1 protein-coding gene is annotated in these 21964 nt (G+C 72.3%); it reads left to right on the top strand.

Going from position 1 to position 21964, the window contains the following annotated elements; genetic code table 11:
* Positions 1-16: 16 nt before the first annotated feature.
* The gene (locus tag R2B38_RS04015; protein ID WP_318014983.1) at positions 17-21964 is read left to right on the top strand and encodes a non-ribosomal peptide synthase/polyketide synthase; all 21948 of its coding nucleotides are present in this window, start codon (positions 17-19) and stop codon (positions 21962-21964) included.

The following is a 21964-nucleotide window of genomic DNA, read 5'->3' as shown; positions in this document are numbered from 1 at the left end:
GGAGGCACGGGCAGCTGTGGCGGGCAACACGCTTTCTTCGGCACGGGCAACAGCTACGAACGACTTCTGGCGACGGCGGTTCGCGTCACCGGTACCGGAGACGTCCCTGCCGCTGGACTTCCCGCGTCCGCCACGCGGCGAGGGCGAGGTGTCCCGCGCGCGCCGCGCGGCTCCCCTCGCCATGACGGCCGACGAGGCCACTCAACTCACCGCCTTCGTCGCCCTGTTGCACCGCTACGGCGGCACGACGGCCACCGAGACGGCGGTCGCCCACGAGGGCCTCCCGCTCCGCGTCACGATCGACGGCGACACCTCGTTCGCCCAACTCCGGGACGAAATCTCGGCCGTTCGCGAGGAGGCAGCCGCCCACCACCTCCCGACCGGCGAGTTGCTACGGCTCCTCGCCCCCGAACCCTTCCGGGGTGGTGGCCTGTTGTGCGCCACGGGCTTCGGCCCAGCCCCCTGGCACGAGTCCGGCCCCCTGGACCTGGTCCTCACCGTGACCGACGGCGAGGTGTCGGCGGACTACCGCACCGACCTCTTCTCGCCCGCCACGGTCGACCTGATCCTCGGCCACTACGGCACCCTCCTCACCGACGCCGTCGCCCGCCCGGACACCCCGGTCGCCGACCTCGAACTCCTCGGCGCGGACGAACGGCACCGCATCCTGCACGGCTGGAACGACACCGGGCACGACGTCCCCGCGCTCACCTGGCCCCGCATGTTCGCCGACCAGGTCGCCGCGCGCCCCGACGAGATCGCCCTCATCCACGAGGGCGTCCGCCTCACCTACGCCGAACTCGACGCCCGTGCCTCGAAGTTGGCGCACGCCCTGGTGGCCCGGGGTGCCGGACCCGAGCAGGTCGTGGCGCTCGCCGTGCCGCGCTCGGCGGACATGATCGTCGCCGAGGTCGCCGTCCTGAAGTCGGGCGCCGCCTATCTCCCGGTCGACACCGACTACCCGGCCGACCGCATCGCCTACATGCTCGCCGACGCCCGCCCGGTCTGCCTCGTCACCACCGCCGAGATCGCCCCCGACCTCCCGCCGGACCTCGACCCGCTCGTCCTCGACGCCCCGGAGACGGTCGCCGAGCTGGCCGCGTACCCGGCCCAAGGCCCGTCCACCGCCGACGAGTTGACGACCGCGCACGCGGCCTACGTCATCTACACCTCCGGTTCCACCGGCCGCCCCAAGGGCACGGTCCTCTCCCACGCGGGCGTCGCGAAACTCGTCGCCACCCAGCGGGAACGCTTCGGCATCGGCCCGCACAGCCGGGTCCTGCAGTTCGCCTCGCCCAGCTTCGACGTCGCGTTCTGGGACCTGTGCCTCGGCCTGCTCTCCGGCGGCCGCCTGGTCGTCGTACCCGCCGACCGCCGCGTCCCCGGCGCCCCGCTCGCGGACTACGCCAACGAGCACGGCATCACCTTCATGATCCTGCCGCCCGCCCTGCTCGCCGCCATGCCCGAGGACGTCCAACTCCCGCCCCAGGCAACCCTCCTGGCGGGCACGGAACGCGTCTCACCCGAGCTGGTCGGCCGCTACGCGCGCGGCCGGATGATGTTCAACGCCTACGGTCCGACCGAGGCCACCACCAACTCCACCCTCGGCCTGTGCGACCCGGACACCCCGCCCGGCACCATCGTTCCCATCGGCATCCCCGACCCCGGCACTCGCGCCTACGTCCTCGACGACCGCCTGCGCCCGGTCCCCGCCGGTGTCACGGGAGAGCTCTACCTGGGCGGCGCCGGCCTGGCCCGCGGCTACCTCGGCCGCCCCGCCCTCACCGCCGAACGCTTCGTCGCCGCCCCCACCGACATGACCGCCGCACCCGGCGAACGCCTTTACCGCACCGGCGACTTGGTCCGCTGGAAGGCGGACGGCCGACTGGAGTTCCACGGCCGCGTCGACACTCAGGTCAAGATCCGCGGCTTCCGCATCGAACCCGGCGAGATCGAATCCGTCCTGCGTTCCCACCCGTCCGTCGACCAGGCCGCCGTCGTCGTCCGCGAGGACCGCCCCGGCGAACGCCGCCTCGCCGCCTACGTCGTGCCCTCGCTGGACGCCGAGGCGGCCCCCGACGAGGGGGTGGCGGAGTGGAAGGACCTGCACGAACTCCTGTACTCCGCCGCCGGATCGGACGGTTTCGAGGAGAACTTCGCGGGCTGGAACAGCATGTACGACGGGCTGCCCATCCCGCTCGCCGACATGCGCGAGTGGCGCGAGGCCACCGTCGACCGCATCCGGGCCCTACGACCCCGCCGCATCCTGGAAATCGGCGTCGGCTCCGGCCTGTTGCTGTCCCGGCTCGCCCCGGACTGCGACGAGTACTGGGGCACCGACCTGTCCGAGGAAGCCGTACGCGCCCTGGACGCCCAGGTGTCCGCCGTCCCCGAACTCGCCGACCGCGTCACTCTGTTGGCCCGCCCCGCGCACGACCTCACCGGCCTGCCCGAGGGTCACTTCGACACCATCGTCGTGAACTCCGTCATCCAGTACTTCCCCGGTGGGGACTACCTCACGGGCGTCCTCCAGAACGCGGCCGCTCTACTCGCCCCCGGCGGCGCGGTGTTCGTCGGCGACGTGCGCAACCTGCGGCTGCTCCGCACCCTGAGCGCGGCCGTCGAGAGCGGACGGGCACGGGACACGGCGGACGACGACAAGGAAGCCCTGCGCGCCGCCGTGGACCGCGCGGTCGCCTGGGAGGGCGAACTCCTTGTCGACCCCGACTACTTCACGAGCCTCGACGGGCTCAGCGCCGACATCCGCGTCAAGCGCGGCACGCACCACAACGAACTCACCCGCTATCGCTACGACGTTGTCCTTCGATCCCAACTGGATGCCTCCGAGGAGATCCCCGAGTCGCCCTGGCTCACGGTCGGTTCGGTCCAGGCGCTGGACGAACTGCTCGCCGGAAACCCCGGCCTGGTACGGATCGCCGGAATCCCCAACTCCCGTCTCGCCGAGGACCTTTCCGCGCTCGCGACCCTCGACGACAGCAGCAGGCCGGCCGCCGGATCGTACGGTGTGGATCCCGAGGCCCTGTACGAGATCGCCGCGCGGCACGGTTACGAGGTGGCGCTGACTTGGAACGGGGGTGCGGAGGACGGCAGTTTGGACGCCGTGTTCGCACCCGAGGCGGACGGGCAGGCGCTAGTCCGGTACCGCCCAGGCGGCGGCCACCCGCTCACCAACCGCCCCGCGCCCTTCCGCAACGTCAACGCCCTGATGTCGACCCTGCGGACACACGCCACCGAGTACCTGCCCGACTACATGGTCCCGGCCGCGTTCGTGCCGCTGGACCGGCTGCCCGTCACCCCGAGCGGCAAGCTCGACGCCGCCGCGCTGCCCGTCCCGGACCTCACCCGCCTGCTGAGCGCGGGCCGGGCGCCCGGGACGGCCCGCGAGCAGCTGCTGTGCGACTTGTACGCGCGGGCGCTCAAGGTGCCCTCGGTCGGCGTCGACGACGACTTCTTCGCGCTCGGCGGCGACAGCATCGTGGCCGTCCAACTCCTCATCCTGGCCCGCCGTGCGGGCCTGGAACTCACCCCGCGCGACGTCTTCCGCCACCGCACGGTCGCCGAACTCGCCACGGTGGCCCGCACGGGCACGGCCGACGATGACGACACCACCCCGTGGCAGACCCTGAGCGAGGAGCAACTCGCCCACGTACAGGGCGAGTTCCCCGTCACCGTCGAGGAGGTGCTGCCACTCGGCCCGCTCCAGGAAGGCTTCTTCTTCCACGCGCTGGTGGACGGCGCCGAACTCGACGCCTACGTCGTCCAGCAGGTCATCGAGCTGTCCGGACCGGTCGACGGCACCCTGCTGCGCGAGGCCGCCAAGCGCCTCATCGACCGGCACGCCCCGCTGCGCGCCTGCTTCCGCCAGACACCTGACGGCCGCCCGGTTCAGCTCATCGCCACCGGTCTCGAACTGCCCTGGCGCGAGGTCGACTTGGCCACGCAGGACGACACCACGGTCCGCCGCACCCTCGCCGAGGCCGTCGCCGCCGACGAACGCGCCCAGCCCTTCGACCTCGCCCGTCCGCCGCTGATCCGCTGCGCGCTCATCCGCTTCGGCGATGACCGCAGCCGTCTGGTCCTGACGTTCCATCACATCGTCGCGGACGGCTGGTCCTTGCCGGTCCTGCACCGCGAACTCCTCGCCCTCTACGGCGAGAACCCGACCCCGCTCCCCGAAGTCGCCCCGTACCGCGGCTACCTCCGCCGCATCGCCGGCGCCGACCGCGAGGCGGCCCGAGCCGCTTGGAGCACCGCGCTCGCCGGGGTCGACGAGCCGACCCGGTTGGTGGCGGCCCCGGCGCCCGCCGGACCCGTCGAACCCGCCCAGATCCGGGTGGAGTTGAGCGAGCGGGTCACCTCACGGCTCGCCGCCCGTGCCCGCGAACGCGGAGTCACCCTCGGCACGCTGGTGCAGGGCGCCTGGGGTCTGCTCGTCGGTCGTATGACGGGCCGCGAGGACGTGCTGTTCGGCACCACGGTCGCCGGACGTGACGCCGCGGTCGACGGCATCGAGTCGATGATCGGCCTGTTCATCAACACCCTTCCGACGCGCCTGCGTTGGGCTCCGGGCGACACCCTGGGCGCGCTCCTCGACCGGCTCCAGGACGAGCAGAGCGCGCTTCTCGACCACCAGCACCTCGGTCTCGCCGACATCCAGCGCGCCACCGGGCACGCGGGCGACGGTGAACTCTTCGACACCCTCGTGGTGTTCGAGAACTACCCCGGCGGCGAGGGCGCCCCGGGCATCACCGACCCCACCGGCACGGTCACCGTCGCCGGACACGCTTTCCACGACGCCGTGCACTACCCGCTGGCCCTCATCGTCAAGCCCGGCCGTCGCCTGGACCTGCGCCTCAAGCACCACGCCCGACGCCTCGACGCCGACGCCGTGCAGTCCCTCGCCGACCGGCTCACCCTTATCCTGCACGCGCTGGCGGACGACCCGAGCGCCCGGGTCGCGGACCTCGACCTGCTGACTCCGGAGGAGTTGGCGGACGCGCATCCGGCGGGGGAGACCCGGCCGGTTCAGGCCACCACGCTCGCCGCCGCGTTCGCCGCGCAGGCCGCGCGTACTCCGGACGCGACGGCTGTCGTCTTCGGCGGCACGACGGACGTGGAGCGTACGACCCTCACCTACGCCGAACTGGACGCGCGAGCCACGGAGTTGGCCGCGCGGCTGCGGGCCAAGGGCGCGGGCCGGGAACGGTTCGTCGCCGTCGCCGTCCCCCGCTCCACGGAGTTGATGGTGGCGCTGCTGGGTGTCCTGAAGTCGGGGGCCGCGTATCTGCCCCTCGATCTGGACTATCCGGCCGAGCGGCTCGCGTACATGCTGGCCGACTCGGGGGCGACGACGGTCGTCACGACGGAACGGGACGCGGACCGGCTGCCGTCGGTCGAGGGCCTGGACGTGCTGCGCGTGGACGCGGAGGGCGAGGAGGCCCTTTTCGGTGGAGCTTTGGACTCCGCCCGCCCCGACGACCCCGCCTACCTCATCTACACCTCCGGCTCCACCGGCCGCCCCAAGGGCGTCGTCGTCACCCACCGCGCCATCGGCAACCGACTGGCCTGGATGCAGGGCGAGTACGAACTCACCGCCGAAGACCGGGTGTTGCAGAAGACGCCGTCCAGCTTCGACGTGAGTGTGTGGGAGTTCTTCTGGGCGCTGCGCGAGGGCGCCGCCGTGGTCCTCGCCGCCCCTGACGGACACCGCGACCCCGCGTATCTGTCCCGTCTGATCCGGTCCGAGGGCATCACGACGATGCACTTCGTGCCGTCGATGCTGGAGGCGTTTCTCGCCTCCGACGAGGTCACCGCCGACCCCGCGTGGGCGGGCAGTCTGCGCCGCGTGTTCAGCAGCGGCGAGGCCCTGTCCGGATCCGCCGCCCACCGCTGGCACGAGCTGACCGGCGTCCCGCTGCACAACCTCTACGGCCCCACCGAGGCTGCCGTAGACGTGACTTACCACGCCTACGACGGCGCGCCCGACACCACCATGCCCATCGGCCGCCCCGTGTGGAACACCGGCCTGCGCGTCCTCGACTCCTGCCTGCGCCCGGTCCCTGACGGTGTACCCGGCGAGCTGTACCTGACCGGCGTCCAGCTGGCCCGCGGCTACCACCGACGCCCCGCGCTCACCGCCGACCGCTTCGTCGCCGACCCGTACGCCACCGAACCCGGCGCCCGTATGTACCGCACCGGCGACCTCGTACGCCGCCGCCCCGACGGCACGATCGACTACCTCGGCCGCACCGACCGTCAGGTCAAACTCCGTGGCAACCGCGTCGAACTCGGCGAGATCGAGGCCGAGTTGACCCGACTCCCCACCGTCGCCCGGGGCGCCGTCGTCATCCGCGACCAGCGGCTCGTCGCCTTCGCGGTGCCGGCATCCGGAGCCACGCTCGACCCGGCCGCCCTGCGCGCCGCCCTCGCGGACACGCTGCCCGCACCCCTGGTCCCGGAGGCGTACGTCGTCCTCGCGGACCTCCCGCTCACGCCGAGCGGCAAGCTGGACCAGGCCGCGCTGCCCGCCCCCGAGGCCGAGCGCGCCGAACGCCGGGAGCCCGCAGGGCCGTTGGAGCGGCAGATCACCGAGATCTTCGCGGCCGTCCTGGGCATCGAGGACGCGGGACCGGACGACGACTTCTTCCGCCTCGGCGGCGACAGCATCAGCTCCATCGGTGTCGCCAGTCGGGCCCGCGCGGCGGGCCTGGACCTGAGCCCGCGCGACGTCTTCACCCACCGCACCCCGGCTGCCCTCGCGACGGCTGCCGGTATCGCAACGACCGCCCCGAGCAACCGCGTTGAGGCGTTCACCCTCGCCGAAGCCGAGCTCACCCGCGTCCGCGCCGTCGCCGCCCCGGCCCGGGTAGCCGACGTATGGCCGCTGGCCCCCCTCCAGGAGGGCCTGTTCTTCCACTCGGCGTACGACGAGGGCGCGTTGGACGTCTACACCGTCCACGAGACCTTCGACTTCGCGACCCGCCTCGACACCACCCGGCTGCGTGCCGCCGTCCGCACCCTCCTCGACCGTAACCCCGGCCTGCGCGCGGGCTTCACCAGCGACGGCCTCGACCAGCCGGTGCAGTACATCGTCGAGGACCCGGAGATCCCCCTTGAAGAGGTCGACCTCTCCCTCCTTCCGGCCGCCGAACAGGACGCACTCCTACGGGAGTTGACGGACGCCGAACGCAACCGCCGCTTCGACCTCTCCGCACCCCCGCTCTTCCGCCTGCTCCTCCTGCGCTTGGGCGCGGAACGCGGCGACCGGCTCGTCATCGGCCGTCACCTGATCCTCTGGGACGGCTGGTCGGCCTGGCTCTTCCTCGACGAACTGTTCGCGCTCTACGAGACGGGCGGCGACGCCAACGCCCTTCCCGCCCCCGGCAGTTACCGCGACTACCTGACCTGGCTCGAGGAGCAGGACGACTCGGTCGCCACGGCCGCCTGGCGCACCGCGCTCGCCGGTCTCGACGAGCCGACGCTGCTCGCACCCACCGCCACGGACGGCCTCGAACCGGTCATCCCCGACCAGCTCGACGCCCGCCTGCCCGCCGAACTCGGCGATCGGCTCCGCGCGTTGGCACCGGCCCACGGCCTGACCCTCAACACGATCCTCAACGCGGCCTGGGGACTCACCCTCGCCTCCGCGACCGGCCGCGCCGACGTCGTGTTTGGCACGACCGTCGCCGGCCGCCCCAGCGAGGTCCCCGACGTCGGCAACATCATCGGCCTGTTCCTCAACACGGTCCCGACCCGTATCGCCCTCGACCCCGCCGAACCGGTCCTCGCCCTGCTCCGCCGGATCCAGGGCGAACGCCTCGACCTCATGCCGTTCGAGCACTTGAGCCTCGGCGTGCTCCAGGCGGAGACCGGCCACCGCAAGCTCTTCGACACGCTGTTCGTGCTGCGCAACAACGACACCGAGGAGCGGTTGGCCGACCTGAGGACCCGGCACGGCGCCACGGCCGTCGCCAACGTCGACGCCACGCACTACCCGGCCAACCTCGTCATCACCCCGGGCCGCGAGATCGCCGTCACCCTCACCCACCGCCCCGACCTCGTCCCAACCGACCGCGCCCAAGCCCTCCTCGACCGCTTCGCCCTGCTCGTCGACCGCCTCACCGCCGACCTCACGGCCCCGGTCGGCTCCCTCGACCCGCTCCTGCCCGCCGAACACACGGCGCTACGGCGGGAGTCGGCGGCCAGCCGTGTCCCCGACCCCGAGGACACCATCGCCGACCTGCTGGCCGCGCAGGCGGAACGCACCCCGGACGAACGGGCCCTCGTCTTCGGCGAGCGCAGCATGACGTACGCCGAACTCGACGCCGCCGTCAACCGGTTGGCCCGCCTGCTCATCGACCGGGGCGCGGGCCCCGAGAGGGTCGTAGCCCTCGCCCTGCCGCGCTCCCTCGACATGGTGGTCGCGCTCTTCGCGGTCTTGCGCACCGGGGCGGCTTACCTCCCCCTGGAGTTGGACCACCCGGCCGACCGCCTCTCCCTGATGCTGGCCGACGCCCGCCCGCTGCTCCTGCTCAGCACCACGGCCGTATCGGCCACGCTGGACGGCAAGATGACCCGCGTCCTGCTCGACACCCCTGTAATCAAGGGGGAGTTGGCGGACCGGTCGGACGCTCCGGTCCGGCTCCGCTTCAGCCTCGAACACCCCGCCTACGTCATCTACACCTCCGGCTCCACCGGCCGCCCCAAGGGCGTCGTCACCCCCTACCGGGGCCTGACGAACATGCAGTTGAACCACCAGAAGGAGATCTTCGAGCCCGCCATCGCCTCCGCCGGCGGGCGGCGCCTGCGCATCGCGCACACCGTGTCCTTCGCCTTCGACATGTCGTGGGAGGAGCTGCTGTGGCTCGTGGAAGGCCACGAAGTGCACGTCTGCGACGAGGAGTTGAGGCGTGACGCCGAGGCGCTGGTCGCCTACTGCGAACGCCACCGCGTCGACGTCGTCAACGTCACCCCCACCTACGCCCGACTCCTCATTGAGCAGGGCCTGTTGGAGGGCCACGTCCCGCCGCTCGTGCTGCTCGGCGGCGAGGCCGTACCCGAGACGGTGTGGACGGCACTGCGCGACACCGAGGGCACGTACGGCTACAACCTCTACGGGCCGACCGAGTACACGATCAACACCCTTGGTGGCGGCACCCTCGACAGCGACACCCCCACCGTCGGCAAGCCCATCCGGGGCACCCGCGCCCACATCCTCGACGCCTGGCTGCGCCCGGTGCCCGACGGCGTCCCCGGCGAGCTGTACATCGCCGGAATCGGCCTGGCCCGCGGCTACTTGGACCGTCCCGCGCTGACCGCCGAACGCTTCGTCGCCGACCCGTTCGGCGAACCCGGCGAGCGCATGTACCGCACGGGTGACCTGGTCCGCCGCAACCTGGACGGCAACCTCGACTTCCTCGGCCGCACCGACGACCAGGTCAAGATCCGCGGCTACCGCATCGAACCCGGCGAGATCGAAACCGCCCTCAGCCGCCACCCGTTGGTCGCCCAGGCCGCGGTCGTCGTCCGCGACGAACGCCTCGTCGGCTATGTCGTCCCCTCCGGCGCCGACTCCGCCGAACGCACCGCCGCCGAGGCCGCGCAGGTGGGGGAGTGGCAGGAGATCTACTCCGACGAGTACGAGGAGATCGGCACCGCCGTCTTCACCGAGCAGTACGACGGCTGGGACAGCTCCTACCACGGACAGCCCATCCCCTTCGAGGAGATGCACGAGTGGCGCGAGGCCACCCTCGCCCGCATCGGCTCTCTCAAGCCCCGCCGCATCCTCGAAATCGGCGTCGGCTCAGGCCTGTTGCTGTCCCGCCTCGCCCCGGACGCGGAGGCGTACTGGGCAACTGACTTCGCCGCGCCCGTCATCCGCAAGATCGGCGAGGAAGTACGGCGCGACCCCGCCCTCGCCTCCAAGGTCGAACTGCGCTGCCGCCCGGCCGAGGACCTGAGCGGACTGCCCTTCGCCTACTTCGACACGATCGTCATCAACTCCGTCATCCAGTACTTCCCGAGCATCGACCACCTGACCGCCGTCCTGCACGGCGCCATGGAGCTACTCGCGCCCGGCGGCGCCCTGTTCGTCGGCGACGTCCGCAACCTGCGCCTCGCCGGTACCTTCCACACCGAGATCCAGCGCACCCGGGGCACCGCCGAGGCGGACCTGGAGCGCGCGGTGGAACGCGGCCTGCGCCTGGAGAAGGAACTCCTCGTAGACCCCGACTACTTCACCACCCTCGGCTACGGCGTCGACCTGCGCACCAAGCGCGCCCAGCACCACAACGAACTGTCCCGCCACCGCTACGACGTCGTCCTCTACGCCGACGAGCCGGACGTCCGCCTGGACAACGCCCCGTCCGTCGACTGGGCCACCGGCAACACCATCGGCGAACTCCTGCGCGGCGACTGGTCGTCGGCCGAGGCCATCGGCCAACTCCTGGCCGGTACCTGGTCCGCGACCGGGGTGGCTGGTGAACGCCCGCGCGGCGAACGGCCCGAGGCACTCCGCTTCACCGGCATCCCCGACGGCCGTACGGCCGAGACGGGTGTCGACCCCGAGCACCTGCACGAGCTCGGTACGGCAGCCGGATACCGGGTGTTGACGACGTGGTCGGGAGAGACCGGGACCTATGACGCCGTCTTCCTGAAGTCCGACGAACTACGCCTGACCGGCGGCCTGTTCAAGCCCGGCGGCGGCACCCACCCCTACGCCAACGACCCCACCGCCGCCCGCGAGGCGAGCGCGCTGGTGCGGCGGCTGCGCGAGGACCTGGGCCGTGAACTGCCCGACTACATGGTCCCGTCCGCCTTCGTCACCGTCGACGGCCTGCCCATGAACGCCAACGGCAAGCTCGACGTCCGCGCCCTGCCCGACGCCGAACCCGCCGTCGCCCTCGGCGGCGGACGCGGCCCGCGCACCCCGCAGGAAGAGGTGCTCTGCCGCCTGTTCGCCGAAGTGTTGGGCCTGCCCGAAGTCGGCGCGGAGGACAACTTCTTCGACCTGGGCGGTCATTCACTCCTCGCCACCCGGCTGGTAAGCCGCGCCCGCACGGAGCTGGGCGCCGAACTCGCCATCCGCGACCTCTTCGAGGCCCCCACCCCGGCGCTGCTCGCGGGCCGCGCCGACCAGGCGAGCCCGGCCCGCCCGGCGGTCACTCCGGTCGCCGATCGCCCCGACCGCATCCCGCTGTCGGCCGCCCAGCGACGGCTGTTGCTGGTCGAGGAGATCACCGGCAGCGGTGTCGCCTACAACTTCCCGCTGGTCTTCCGACTGCGCGGCATCCTCGACACCGAGGCGCTGACCGCCGCCCTGCGCGATGTGGCCCGCCGGCACGAGGCGCTGCGGACGGTCTTTCCGACGCACGAGGGGGAGCCGTACCAGCGGATTCTCCCGGCCGAAGAAGTGGCCGTGGCCTGCACGGTCCTCGACTGCGCGGAGGACGAACTGCCCGCGCTGATCGAGTCCGCCCAGCGCCGCCCCTTCGACTTGACCACCGAACTCCCGCTGCGCTGCGAGGTGTTCAGGCTCGGTCCGGACGAGCACGTCGTCGCCGTCGTCCTGCACCACATCACCACCGACGAGTGGTCCGACCGCCCCTTCCTCGCCGACCTCGACACCGCCTACGCGGCCCGCCGCGAGGGACGGTCGCCCGAGTGGGCGCCGCTGCCGGTGCAGTACGCCGACTACACCCTCTGGCAGGACGACCTTCTCGCCCGCACCGGCGAGGCCCAACTCGCCCACTGGGTCCAGGCCTTGCACGGCCTGCCCGACGAACTCGCCCTGCCCGCCGACCGACCGCGCCCCGCCGAGCCGACCGGTCACGGCGGCAAGGTCCGCCTGGAACTCCCCACCGCCACCGGCCACGCCCTGCGCGACCTCTCCGCCGCGACCGGCACCAGCATGTTCATGCTGTTCCAGGCCGCGACCGCCGCCCTGCTGAACCGGCTCGGCGCGGGCGACGACATCCCGCTCGGCGCCCCCATCGCGGGCCGCACCGACGAGGCGCTCGCCGACCTGGTGGGCTTCTTCGTCAACACGCTCGTGCTGCGGACGGATGTGTCCGGCGACGAGCTGACCTTCCGCGAACTCCTGGGCCGGGTAAGGGAGTCGTCGCTCGCGGCCTTCGAGTACCAGGACCTGCCCTTCGACCGGGTCGTCGAGGCCCTCAACCCGCCCCGCGTGGCCGGCCGCAACCCGCTCTTCCAGGTCATGCTCGGCTACCACCACCGCCCCGACGGCGACCCGGACGTGCTCGGCCTCGCGACCGAGTGGTTCGACATGGACACCGGCATGGCGAAGTTCGACCTGCACTTCACCTTCGTCGACGAGACGGGCAGCGACCGGGTGGTCCTGCTCCTGGAGTACGCGACCGACCTCTTCGACCACGGCACCGCGGAGCGAATCGCCGGTCGCATGGCCCGCCTCCTGGACCACGCGGCGACCCAGCCCGACGGCGCCGTAAGGGACTTCGACCTCCTGGCGGACGCCGAACGCGCGCTGGTCCTGGGGGAGTGGAACGCCACCGACCACCCCGTCCCGGCCACCACCCTCCCGGAACTCTTCCGCGCCCAGGCCGCCCGCACCCCCGACGCCACTGCCCTCGTCTTCGAAGGACAGTCGCTGACGTACGCGGAGCTGGACGCCCAAGTGGAGCGAACGGCAGGGGTGTTGGCGGCGCTTGGTGCAGGTCCCGAGCAGACCGTGGCCGTATCCCTCCCGCGCTCACTCGAACTCGTCGTCGCCCTCCTCGCCGTGCACCGCGCCGGAGCCGCCTACCTCCCGCTCGACCCCGACTACCCGGAGGACCGCCTCGCGCTCATGGTCGAGGACGCCCGCCCGGTGCACGTCGTCCGCGACACCCTGCCGACCGGACCCGAGGCCCAACTCCCCACGTCCTACGACCCGTCGAGTCCGGCCTACGTCATCTACACCTCGGGCTCCACCGGTCGCCCCAAGGGCGTCGTCGTCCCGCACGAGGGCATCGTCAACCGGCTGCTGTGGATGCAGGACGCGTACGGCCTGACGGCAGCCGACCGGGTGCTGCAGAAGACGCCGTCCAGCTTCGACGTGTCGGTGTGGGAGTTCTTCTGGCCCCTGATCACCGGCGCCGCGCTGGTCGTCGCCCGCCCCGAAGGTCACCGCGACCCGGCCTACTTGGCTCGCCTCATCCGCGAACAGGACGTCACCACCGTCCACTTCGTCCCCTCCATGCTCCAACTCTTCCTGGAGGAACCCGCCGCAGCCGACTGCACCGGCCTGCGCCGAGTGATGTGCAGCGGCGAGGCCCTGCCCGTCGCCGTCACCCACCGCTTCCACGACATCCTGACCACCGCCGAACTCCACAACCTCTACGGCCCGACCGAGGCGTCGGTCGACGTGACGGCCGTGGAGATCGGACCCGGCGCGACGAGCGTTCCGATCGGCCGCCCGGTGTGGAACACCCGCACCTACGTTCTCGACGCGGGTCTGCGTCCCGTACCGCCGGGCGTCCCGGGCGAGTTGTACCTCGCGGGCATCCAGCTCGCACGCGGCTACCTCGACCGGCCCGGCCTGACCGCCGAGCGGTTCGTCGCCGACCCGTACGGCGCCCCGGGCACCCGCATGTACCGCACCGGCGACCTGGCCCGCTGGAACGCGGACGGGACCATCGAGTACCTGGGCCGCACCGACGACCAGGTGAAGGTACGCGGCTTCCGCGTCGAACCCGGCGAGATCGAGGGCGTGTTGACCACCCATCCGTCCGTAGCCCGAGCGGTCGTGGTGGTCCGGGAACAGCGCCTCGTCGCGTACGTGGTGCCGGCCGGGGACACGGGGTCACTCGGAGCCCACGCCTCCGCCGCCCTCCCCGCCCACATGGTCCCGGCCGCCTTCGTCACTCTCGACGCGCTGCCCCTCACCCCCAACGGCAAGCTCGACCGCGCCGCCCTGCCCGCCCCCGACTTCACGGGCAACACCGTTACGGGCGTGGGCACGTCACCCCGCAACCCGCGCGAGGAGATCCTGGCTGGACTCTTCGGCGACGTCCTCGGCCTCGAACGCGTCGGCGCCGACGACGACTTCTTCACTCTCGGCGGCCACTCGCTGCTCGCCATGCGTCTGGTCAGCCGCGTGCGCACGGTACTTGGCGCCGACCTCACCGTCCGTACCGTCTTCGATGCGTCCTCGCCCGCGCTCCTCGCGGCCCGCCTGGACGACCGGGCCGGTGGACTGCCCGCCCTGGTCCCCGCCGAACGTCCCGACGAACTCCCGCTCTCCTACGCCCAACAGCGACTGTGGCTGCTGCACCGCATCGAGGGCCCGGGAGGCGCCTACAACATCCCGGCTGCCTGGCGTCTCACCGGCACACTCGACCGGAATGCCCTGTCCGCCGCCCTGAACGACCTCGCCGTACGACACGAGAGCCTGCGCACGGTCTTCCCCGAACGGGACGGCCGCCCCAGCCAGGTCGTGCTGGACGAGGCCTCCGTGCCCCTCCACCACAGCCGCGTCACGGAGGCCGAACTGGCCGCCGGGCTCGCCGAGACCGCCGCGTGCGGCTTCGACATCGACCGCGAACTCCCGCTGCGGGCCCATGTGTTCGAGGTGAACGAGCACGAACACGTCCTGCTGCTGGTGCTGCACCACATCGCCGGCGACCAGTGGTCCGACGGCCCGCTGTGGCGAGACCTGGCCACCGCGTACGAAGCCCGCTGTGCGGGACGGGCGCCCGAGTGGGCCCCGCTGCCCGTGCAGTACGCCGACTACGCCCTCTGGCACCGCGAGGCACTCGGCGACCCCGACGACCCGGACAGCCGACAGTCCCGCCAACTCGCCTACTGGCAGGAGACCTTGGCGGGTCTGCCGGACGAGCTCGCGCTGCCCACCGACCGCCCTCGCCCGCTGGAGAGCAGCCACCAGGGTGGCGCGGTCGGACTGACCCTCGACCCTGAACAGACCCGACAACTGCGCGCGTTGGCCCGTCGCCACGGCGTCAGTATGTTCATGGTCACCCAGGCCGCCGTCGCCGCGCTGCTGCACCGGCTCGGCGCCGGGGACGACATCCCGCTCGGCGCACCCATCTCCGGTCGGGGCGACGAACACCTCGAAGACCTGGTCGGCTTCTTCGTCAACACCCTTGTCCTGCGCACCGATCTGTCCGGCGACCCCACGTTCGCCGACCTGCTCGCCCGCGTCCGGGACACCGACCTCGCCGCCTACGAACACCAGGACCTGCCCTTCGAGCGGCTGGTGGAGGCGGTCAACCCGACCCGCTCACTGGCCCGGCACCCGCTGTTCCAGGTGATGGTCGTCCACCTCGACGACGAGGGCGCCACCCCCGCCCTGCCCGGACTCACCGCCCGGCGTGAGGAACTCGGGCAGCAGGGCGCCAAGTTCGACCTCAGTTTCGACTTCGTCGAGCAGGGTGAGGGCGGCGGCATGCGGTGCTGGATCGAGTACAGCGCCGACCTCTTCGACGAGTCGACCGCCGAACTCCTGGCCCAGCGGCTTGAGTTGCTGCTCGCTCAGGTCGCCACGGACCCCGACCGCCGCATCGGCGCACTCGACGTCCTGCGCGACGACGAACGCACCCTCGTCCTCACCGACTGGAACAACACCACCCGGACCGTCCCCGACCTGACCCTCCCGGAACTCTTCCGCGCCCAGGTCGCCCGCACGCCCGAGGCCACGGCGGTCGTCTTCGAGGACACCGCCCTCACCTACGCCGAACTCGACCTGCGCGTAGAGCGGTTGGCTCACACGCTCGCCGCGCGGGGAGCCCAGGCCGAGGCGGTCGTCGCCGTCGCCCTGCCCCGCTCCCTCGCCCTCGTGGTGTCGCTCCTCGCGGTCCACCGCGCGGGCGCCGCCTATCTGCCCCTCGACACCGGCTACCCGGCCGAACGGCTCGCCTACACGCTCGCCGACGCTCGCCCGGTCTGCCTGATCACCACCGAGGGCGTCACGCTCCCGGACACCGACGTGCCCACCCTGACGGTCGACGCGGACGGCACGCCGGACCACCCGGCGTACGCACCCCTGCCCACCGCCCACGACCCCCGTCACCCCGCCTACGTCATCTACACCTCTGGCTCCACCGGCCGCCCCAAGGGCGTCACCGTCCCCCACCAGGGCATCACCAACCGCCTGTTGTGGATGCAGGACACCTACCGCCTCGACGCCGACGACCGGGTGCTGCAGAAGACCCCGGCCGGGTTCGACGTGTCGGTGTGGGAGTTCTTCTGGCCGCTGATCACCGGCGCCACGCTCGTCGTGGCTCGCCCGGAAGGCCACCAGGACCCGGTCTACCTCGCCGAACTGATCCGACGTCAGCACATCACCACGGCCCACTTCGTGCCGTCGATGCTGCGCGCCTTCCTCGACGAGCCCGGCGCCGCCCGCTGCGCCGACCTGCTCCAAGTCATGTGCAGCGGCGAGGCGTTGCCCGCCCCGCTGGCCGCCCGCTTCCACCAGATCCTCCCGGGCAGCCGCCTGCACAACCTCTACGGCCCGACCGAGGCATCCGTCGACGTCACCGCCCACGAGGTTCCCGCCGACCCGGCCACCGTGCCGATCGGCCGCCCGGTGTGGAACACCCGCACCTACGTCCTCGACGCCGGACTCCGCCCCGTACCGCCCGGTGTGGCCGGCGAACTGTATCTGGCGGGTGTCCAGTTGGCGCGCGGTTACCTGGGCCGGTCCGCCCTGACCGCCGAGCGCTTCGTCGCCGACCCGTACGCCACCGAGCCCGGCGCCCGCATGTACCGCACCGGCGACCTGGCCCGCTGGACCCGGGACGGTGAAATGGAGTACCTCGGGCGCGCCGACGACCAGGTCAAGCTGCGCGGCTTCCGCATCGAACTCGGCGAGATCGAGAACGTGTTGGCCGCCCACGAGAGCGTCACGCACGCCATCGTCGTCCTCCGGGACGAACGGCTCGTCGCATACGTCGTGGCGGAAGGCACCGTGGACTCGGCTCAACTCCGCGCCCACGCCGCCCAGTCGCTGCCCGACCACATGGTCCCGGCTGCCGTCGTCCCGCTCGACGCCCTCCCGCTCACCCCCAACGGCAAGCTCGACCGCCGTGCCCTGCCCGCCCCCGACTTCGCCGCCGAGGTCACCGACACCCGGCCGCGCACACCGCTGGAGGAGACGCTCTGCGCGCTCGTCGCGGACGTGCTCGGTCTCGAACGCGTCGGTGTCGAGGACGACTTCTTCTCGCTCGGTGGCGACAGCATCGTCGCGATGCAGCTGGTCGCCCGGGCCCGTGCGGCCGGGCTCGCCTTCAGCCCGCGTGACGTGTTCCGCCACAAGTCGGCGGCGGGCCTCGCCACGGTGACCGCCACCACGGTCACCGCCGACCGCGACGACGACGTCACCCTGCTCGACCTCACCGCCGACGAGCGCGCCGAACTGGCCGCCCTGCCCGCCGGAACCGAGGTCCTGCCCGTCTCCCCGCTCCAGGCCGGCCTGCTCTTCCACGCCGCCCTCGACTCCGGCGACGACGGACCGGACGTCTACACAGTCCAGGTCTCCTACGACCTCGAAGGCCCCCTGGACGCCGACCGGTTGCACAGCGCGGCCCAGTCCGTACTCGACGCGCACGAGAACCTGCGCAGCGGCTTCCGGCACTTGTCCTCCGGACGGCCCGTGGCCGTCGTACCGCGAACGGCGGTCCTGCCCTGGCGGCAGCTCGACCTCACGGACGACCCCGAGGAGTGGGAGCGTCTGCTCGTCCAGGAGCGGCGCCGGTTCGACCCCGAACGGCCGCCGCTGCTCCGGCTGTTGCTGGCCCGGCTCGGTCCCGACCGGCACCGGCTCGCGCTCTCGCACCAGCATCTCCTGCTGGACGGCTGGTCGTTGCCGCTGCTCACCGCCGAACTGTGGGCGCGCTACGAGGGCCGTACACCGGCCGCGCCCGCGCCGTACCGCGCGCACCTGCGGCTGCTGGCCGCCCAGGACCCGGCCGTCTCCACCGCCGTGTGGGCCGAGGCCCTCGGCGGACTGGCCGAGCCGACACGGCTCGCACCCGTCGACCCCGACCGGGCCGCCGTCGTACCGTCCACCCACACCGTGGAGTTGGACCCGGACCGCACGGCCGATCTGGAGGCGTTCGCGCGCCGCCAGGGCGTCACCGTCAACACCCTTGTCCAGGCCGCCTGGGGCGTGCTGCTCGGCCGCCTCACCGGCCGCGACGACGTCGTGTTCGGTGCCACCGTCGCCGGACGCTCACCCGAACTGGCCGGTGCCGAGTCGATGATCGGCCTGTTCATCAACACCATCCCGGTACGGGTGCAGGTCCGACCGGGGGAGAGCACCGGCGCACTCCTCTCCCGGCTCCAGGACGAACAGTCCCGGCTCATCGCCCACCAGCACCTCGGCCTTGCCGACATCCAGCGGGCCGCCGGACTCGGCGAACTCTTCGACACACTCGTGGTGTTCGAGTCGTACCCGGTCGCAGACGAGGAAGCGGGCGGCGACGGACCGCACGTCACCGTCCGCGATCACGAGGACTCCACCCACTACCCGTTCGCGTGGGCGGTCGAGCCCGCCGAACGGCTGCGGCTCACCGCCGAGTTCAGGCCCGACCTCTTCCAACCGGCCGTCGTGCGACGGATCACGGACGCCCTGACCGCCCTGCTCACCGGCATGGCGGCCGAGCCCGACCGTCCCGTCGGCCGACTGGACCTGCTCGCTCCCGCCGAGCGGCACACCGTCCTGGAGACCTGGAACGACACCGCGCTGCCCGCGCCCACGACCGAACGGCTCGGCACCGTACCGGAGTTGTTCGTCGCCCAGGCCGCCGCCGACCCCGGCGCGGTCGCCGTCACCGATGGCCGGACGACCTGGACCTTCGCCGAACTCGACGCCCGCACCGACCAGTTGGCCCGCGTCCTCGCCGGGCACGGCGTCGGACCCGAGCGGATCGTGGCCCTCGCGCTGCCCCGCACCGCCGACCACATCGCCGCGATCCTCGCCGTGATGAAGGCGGGCGCCGCCTATCTGCCCCTCGACCCGGACCTCCCCGAGTCCCGCCTGACCGGCATGCTCGACGACGCCCGCCCGGTGCTGATCCTGGCCACGGACGAGACGGCCGCCACGCTGCCTGCAACGACCGTGCCCGTCCTACGACTTGACGCCCCGACCGAAGAACTGCCGGAGGCCGATCCCGTCGCCCCCGGCCCCGACCACCCCGCCTACGTCATCTACACCTCCGGCTCCACCGGCCGCCCCAAGGGCGTCGTCGTCACCCAGCGAGGCATCGCCAACCTCTTCCACAGTCACCGCCACGACCTGCACGAGGTCGCCAAGCGGCGCACCGGACTTCGGCGGCTGCGGGTCGGGCACGCCTGGTCGTTCTCCTTCGACGCCTCCTGGCAGCCGCAGTTGTGGCTGCTGGACGGGCACGCCCTGCACATCGCCGACGACGAGACCCGCCGCGACCCCGAACTCCTCGCCGCGTTCATCCGCGACCGGGGCATCGACTTCATCGAGGTGACCCCGTCGCTGCTCGCGCAGATGGCGGACAGCGGGCTGATCGGCGACGAGGGCGACTGCCCGCTCTCCGTGGTCGGCTTCGGCGGCGAGGCCGTCCCCGAGTCGCTGTGGACGCGGTTGGCCGCGCTTCAGGATACCGAGGCGTTCAACCTGTACGGCCCCACCGAGGCCACCGTCGACGCGCTCGTGGGACGGGTCCGCGACAGCGCAACTCCGGTCGTGGGACGCCCGGTTCATGAGTCCCGCGCCTACGTCCTCGACACCGCCCTGCGCCCCGTACCGCCCGGCGTGACCGGTGAGTTGTACCTGTCGGGACCGGGCCTGGCCCGGGGTTACCTCGGCCGGCCCGAACTCACCGCCGAACGCTTCGTCGCCGACCCGTACGCCACCGAGCCCGGCCGGCGCATGTACCGCACCGGTGACATGGCCCGCTGGACCGAGGACGGACTGCTGGAGTTCGCCGGACGCACCGACGACCAGGTCAAGATCCGCGGCTACCGCATCGAACTCGCCGAGATCGAGGCCGCGTTGGACACCCACCCGGCCGTCACGCAGACCGTGGTCGTCGCCCGCGAACACCGGCCCGGCATACGGCAGTTGATCGCCTACGTCGTCGCCGACGAGGCGGACGGGACCGAACTGCGGGCCCACGCCGTCGCCGCTCTGCCCGACTACATGGTCCCGGCCGCCGTGGTCGTCCTGGACCGGCTGCCGCTGCTGTCCAACGGCAAGCTCGACCGATCCGCCCTGCCCGCCCCGGACTTCACCGCACAGGGCGGCGGCCGGGCCCCTTCGAACGACACCGAGCGCACCCTCCGTGACCTGTTCGCGGACGCCCTCGGACTTCCCACCGAGGCCGTCGGCACGGACGACGACTTCTTCACCTTCGGCGGTGACAGCATCGTCGCCATGCAACTGGTCGCCCGGGCCCGGGCCGGTGGGCTGCGGGTCACGCCCCGGCAGGTCTTCCAGCACCGAACTGTCGCCGCCCTCGCGGCCGTTGCCGTCCCGCTCGGCGCCGACGAACGGCACGCCGTCCACGACGAGGGCACCGGAACCGTCCCGCTCACCCCGATCATGCGCGGCCTGCTGGAGCGCGGTGGTCCGATTGCCGCGTACCACCAAGCGGCCCTGGTCCAGACCCCGGCCGACCTGACCGAACCCGGCCTGCTGACCGTGCTCAAGGCGCTCGCCGACCGGCACGACATGCTCCGGGCCCAACTCGTCCGCGAACCCGAGTGGTTGCTACGGGTACCGGCGGCACGGGACACCGACGTCAGCACCTGGCTCACCCGCGCCGACGTGCGCGGCGCGGACGACGAGGCACTGCGCGCCACCATCTCCCGCCACGCCGAGACGGCCCGGGCCGGGCTCGACCCGGACGCCGGGGCGATGGTGCGGGCGGTCTGGTTCGACGCGGGACCCGGACAGCACGGCCGACTCCTCATCCTCGTCCACCACTTGGTGATCGACGGCGTCTCCTGGCGCGTCCTGCTGCCCGACCTCGCCGGCGCCTGGACGGCGGTCAGGGGCGGCCGTACACCCGAACTCGCCCCCGTGGAGCTGTCGTTCGCCCGCTGGTCCCGGCTTCTCGGAACCCGTGCGACCGACCCCGCCACCGAGGACGAACTGCCGTGGTGGACCTCTGCCCTCGCCGAGGGCGCCGAACTCCCGCTGGCCCGCCCGCTCGACCCGGCCCGGGACACGGTCGCCACCACCCGGTACGTCTCCGTGTCCCTGCCCGCCGACGTCACCGGTCCGCTGCTGAGCCGGGCCCCGGCCGCGTTCGGAGCCACCGTCAACGACGTACTGCTCACCGCGTTCGCGCTGGCGGTCGGTGACTGGCGCACCCGCACACTGGGGGCCGAACAGCAAGGCGGGCCAGTACTGGTGGACGTGGAGGGCCACGGCCGTGAGGAGCGACTCGCGGGTGACGCCGACCTGTCCCGTACGGTCGGCTGGTTCACCAGCGTCGTACCCGTGCGACTCGACCCGGGCGAGGCTGACTTGGCAGACCTGGCGGACGCCGTCACGGGCGGACCCGCGCTGGACGCGGCCCTGGCCCGGATCCGCGAGCACCTCGCCGCGCTGCCGACCGCCGGTATCGGACACGGCCTGCTGCGCCACCTCAACCCCGGGACGGGTGCACGTCTCGCCCAACTCGGCGAGCCGCAGATCGAGTTCAACTACATGGGCCGCTTCGACCGCCCGGCGGCAGCCGACTGGTCCTACGCGCCCGAGGACGACGCCGCCGACCTCGACGCCGACCCCGGCCAGCCGATGTCTCACGCCCTGACCCTCAACGCCATCACCGAAGACCGCCCAGAGGGGCCGGAGTTGAGCGCCCACTGGGCGTACGCCGCCGAACTCCTCACCGAGGAGCAGGTGCAGGACCTGGCCCGCACCTGGTTCCGGGCACTGGAAGCCGTGGTGCGACGAGCGGCCGTACTCGACAAGCCCTGA

Source organism: Streptomyces sp. N50, assembly GCF_033335955.1.
Lineage (GTDB): Bacteria > Actinomycetota > Actinomycetes > Streptomycetales > Streptomycetaceae > Streptomyces.
This window is presented reverse-complemented; position numbering and strand designations above follow the sequence as displayed.